Source organism: Streptomyces sp. NPDC051636 (assembly GCF_044453765.1).
GTDB lineage: Bacteria > Actinomycetota > Actinomycetes > Streptomycetales > Streptomycetaceae > Streptomyces.
In genome coordinates this window covers 1-4,182 of the sequence record NZ_JBITDA010000079.1, presented here as the reverse complement: position 1 = coordinate 4,182, position 4,182 = coordinate 1, and the positions used below count along the sequence as shown (strand labels likewise).

2 protein-coding genes are annotated in these 4,182 nt (G+C 64.3%); both read left to right on the top strand.

What is annotated here, in order from left to right:
* Positions 1-318: 318 nt before the first annotated feature.
* Positions 319-1,182 carry a septum formation family protein gene (locus tag ACIBBH_RS42375; protein ID WP_399414316.1) on the top strand — a complete coding sequence of 288 codons (864 nt, stop codon included), beginning with the start codon at positions 319-321 and terminating at the stop codon, positions 1,180-1,182.
* Positions 1,183-1,483: 301 nt separating this feature from the next.
* Positions 1,484-3,829 (top strand): FHA domain-containing protein, encoded by a 2,346-nt coding sequence (locus tag ACIBBH_RS42370; protein ID WP_399414314.1) that lies wholly within the window; start codon positions 1,484-1,486, stop codon positions 3,827-3,829.
* Positions 3,830-4,182 lie beyond the last annotated feature (353 nt).

Genomic DNA, 4,182 nt, shown 5'->3' with positions numbered 1-4,182 from the left:
CGGTCCGGGAGCAACGGCTCGATCCGCGCCCACTGCGCATCAGTCAACGGCACACCCGGACCAACGACCGACTGATCCAAACGAAACTGCCTAGCAGCCGTGCTGCTGAAGCTCCTTGCCAAAGACCCCGCGCACCGGCTGTCAGCAGACGACGCAGTATCCCTTCTCCGCGAGATCACAACCGGGACTGCCCGAGCCCCGCAGCAGACCATTACCGAGATGCCTGGGCCCATCAAGCAACCATCAACCCCCCATGTCCCACCTCGTCCTCCACAGCCGAGGCCCCCAACACCGGCTCCTACACCTCATCCGTCGCGTATGACACGCCGCAACATCGCCCTGGCTGCTGCCGCGATGCTCGTTGTTGGTTTGGGAGCGTGGGCACTAGTGGCCGCTCTCAGCGACTCCCAAAAGCCCTCCTCCAGCACGACTCCGACCGGCCCCGTAATGCCCTACGGGGACGCCGTCGGGCTGCCCCAGGAACTACTCCCCGGCGACTGCGTCAACGCTGCATGGGTAAAGGAGAAATTCGTAGGGCCGCCACCAAACTTGGGACTAACGGAATGCACCGATTCTCCCCATGACGGCCAGGTTCTCGATACCTATCCTGCGAGCTCACTCGGCGACGCGCAAAAAAACGGCAACAGTCACTGCAAGACACTGCTGGCCAACACCGTGAACGCGATGGCCGACGCGCAACCATACGCACTCCCGCCCAGCAAGCCAGGCTGGGACAGCGGTGTACATAACACCGCCTGCCTGATCTTCGACAAGACCACAAAGCTCTCGGGCAACGTCGGACGCTTCCGAAAAATTGGCGAACAATCGTATTTTGACAATTCTTTGATCGGAGACTGCTGGAGCAGCAACAAGAGCAACACGGCGGCTTACATCGCTAAATGCGATACACCGCACGACGAACAGATCGTTGGGTACATCAAAGCGCCCGTGGGGATGACATACCGAACGGCCAACAACAATGCAGATACTCTCTGCCAGAACAGGTACGGCTCGACCTACGTGAATGAAACAAACGGCGTTCGAGGACTCATGGGAACGGAGACGGATTACTGGAAGAATGGCTTCCGATACATTGAGTGCGAAGTGTACCGAACGGACGGGAAGAAACTCACGTCAAGCATCGTCACCCAACCGCCGTCTACCCAACCTACGTCAGCGTAGGTGCTGCGGAGTCAGGTGCGCGCCTTGCTCCAGCATTTGGCACGCATACCCGTTGGCCAGGTGTGTTGGGGCCTGGTCAACCGCCTGAGCCGAAATCGAGATCAGGCAGTAATTGACCAGGGCTCCCGCCTTGTTCGGCGGCTGCACTAGCCGTGTCCGCAGGAGGCTTCCTCCCTCCTGGCAAGGCTCTCGCCTTGTTCGGAAACAAACTTGCGTTTCCCCTCGTAGCTTGGAGTAGCTTGTACGCACAGACCATGGCCTAAATCGAGCACGTATGCAGATCACTCGCTAGAATTCTGGTATGGGAGAGCGGCCCGGGGTGCGGCTGGCGCCTGAACTTGTTCTCGAGACCGATACGGGTTCCACGGTGATGAACCCGAGCCGACGCTACCTCGTCGGACGGGATCCGTCCTGTGACATCGCCATCGATGATGCCCGGGTCTCCTGGCATCACGCGGTGCTGCGTGCCGATGCCGGCCACTGGACGCTCGTGGATGAGGGCAGCAAGAACGGTACGTATGCCGAGGGACGCCGCGTGCAGGTGTGCATTGTAGGGCCCGGCAGCGTCCTCCGCTTCGGTAATCCGACGACCGGGCCGCGCGCCGTTGTCACTACCTGCAAGCCGGGGTCCCCGGCGTACGGTCGGCTTGAGGGGCCGTCTGCCGTGATGGAGCCCTCGTCGACCGGGACCTTCCGGGTGCCGACGACGGTGCGGCCTCGGCCGAGGCGGACGGTGCGTATCGGCCGCGAGGGGGACAACGACCTCGTCATCGAGGACGATCTGGGCGTCTCGCGCCATCACGCCGAGCTGCGCGCGCACGCCGATGGGACGTACGAGATCGTCGATCTGGGTAGCCACAACGGCACGTTCCTCAATGGTCGTCCGGTCGCCCACGCGCTCGTGGCGGAGGGGGACATCGTCGGCATCGGCCGGTCCGCGTTCTGCCTATTCGGCGACCAGTTTCGGGAGTACGTCGACTCCGGTGAGGTGTCCCTCGATGTGCATAACGTGACGGTTGCGGTCGATGGTGGCCGCAAGGAGCTGATCGCCGGGATCTCTTTTCCTGTCGGCGCGAAGTGCCTGCTGGCAGTGGTCGGCCCGAGCGGCGCGGGCAAGTCCACCCTTTTGAACGCGCTGACCGGGTTGCGCCCTGCCGATCACGGGACTGTCCTGTATGACGGCCGGGATCTGTACCGCAACTATCCGGAGCTGCGCCAGCGCATCGGTCTCGTCCCGCAGGACGACATCCTGCACACCCAGCTGACCGTGCGCCGGGCCCTCGTCTACGCGGCCGAACTGCGTTTTCCCCAGGACACCGCCTCGGCGGAACGGGAGGCGCGCGTCGATGAGGTCATCCAGGAGCTCGGCCTGCAGGAACGCGCCGAGCAGGCCATCCACCGCCTCTCAGGCGGTCAGCGCAAGCGGGTGAGCGTGGCCTTGGAGCTGCTGACCAAGCCGTCGCTGCTCTTCCTCGACGAGCCGACCTCCGGGCTCGACCCGGGCATGGACCGGTCTGTCATGGCGATGCTGCGCGGCCTGGCCGACGATGGGCGAACGGTCATCGTGGTCACCCACAGTGTGCTTAGCCTTAAGGTCTGTGACCGGCTGCTCGTCCTCGCCCCCGGCGGCAGGACCGCCTACTACGGACCGCCTGGCGATGCCCTGGATTTCTTCGGCTTCTCTGACTGGCCAGAGGCGTTCGAGGCGTTCGAGGCCGACCGTGGCCGGGACTGGGCCGGAGAGTACCGGCGCTCGCCACAGCACCGGCAGTACGTCGATGCTGCCGGCGCACGGCAGCCCGCTCAGCAGACCGCAGCACGGGTGAGCGGACCGCTTCCGCAGCGCCAGGCCTGGACAGCGCAGCTGAGGACCCTGGTGAGGCGTTACGCGGCCGCGCTCAGTGCCGACCGGACCTTCGTCGGCGTCATGATCGCGCTGCCGTTCGTGATGGGTCTGTTGGCCCGCGCGCTCGCGGGGAGCCGACTGGCTCAGGGATCAGCGACGCGCGCGCTGCTCATACTCTGCGTCGGCGCCGTCCTGACCGGGGCCGCCAACGCGGTACGCGAACTGATCAAAGAGCGCATCATCTATCAGCGAGAACGGGCCGTCGGACTGTCCAGATCCGCCTATGTAATGTCCAAAGTCATCGTCCTGGGCACTATCACGGTGCTGCAGGCCGTCGTGCTCACCCTGGTAGCCCTGGCCGGCATCGGCCTGAACGCACCCGGCGGTCATGGGGTGTTCACGGCGCCGTTGTTGGAGATCACGCTCGCCGTGGCCCTGCTGGCCTTCACCGCCATGATGCTCGGCCTGCTCATCTCCGCCCTGGTGAACAAGGAGGAGGTGACTATGCCGCTGCTGGTCCTCCTCGCCATCGTCCAGGTCGTGTTCTGCGGCGCCCTGCTGCCTCTCCACGGAGTTCTGGGGATCGTGGCCTGGCTGGTGCCCTCCCGATGGGCACTGGCCGCGATGGCCTCAACCATCGGCCTTGCCCGGATCGACCCCTCGGCAACTGACCCGCTCTTCCACCACACCACAAGCACCTGGCTGCGGAACATGGGGATACTCATCGTTTTCTCGACCGCCCTCGGCTACGCCGTCACACGACTCCTACGCCGCCACGAACCCGCCATCATGCGGCAGTAGGACGAGAGCGTGAGGCCGCTGTTTTCCTCCCATATCCGGCGTCCTGTTGCGCGCGGAGCGAGCTGTGAAGGGCTACTGAACTTGATTGGGTGATGTCGGGTCGTTCGGCTGAGCGTTGAGCTCGCTGCCCTGTACTGCTGTCACTGTGAGGTACGCGCAGGGCGGCGGCTTGACCGACGCTGAGAGGGCAGCCCGGGAGCGGGTACGGCTGGATGCTGTGGCTCGGTTCGAAGTGGGGGATAGGAACAAGGTCATCGCTACCGGTAGTTCGTTAGATCCGGTGGTGGTGTGGCTTGACGGCAGGTCGGGTTGGTCGTAGGCCGGTGGTAGGAGTCAACTGCTCTGCTGGGGGC

What these genes read in the sequence shown, in the direction of transcription:
- ACIBBH_RS42370 (WP_399414314.1), top strand. Translation starts at nt 1,484, where the DNA reads ATGGGAGAGCGGCCCGGGGTGCGGCTGGCGCCTGAACTTGTTCTCGAG.
- ACIBBH_RS42375 (WP_399414316.1), top strand. Translation starts at nt 319, where the DNA reads ATGACACGCCGCAACATCGCCCTGGCTGCTGCCGCGATGCTCGTTGTT.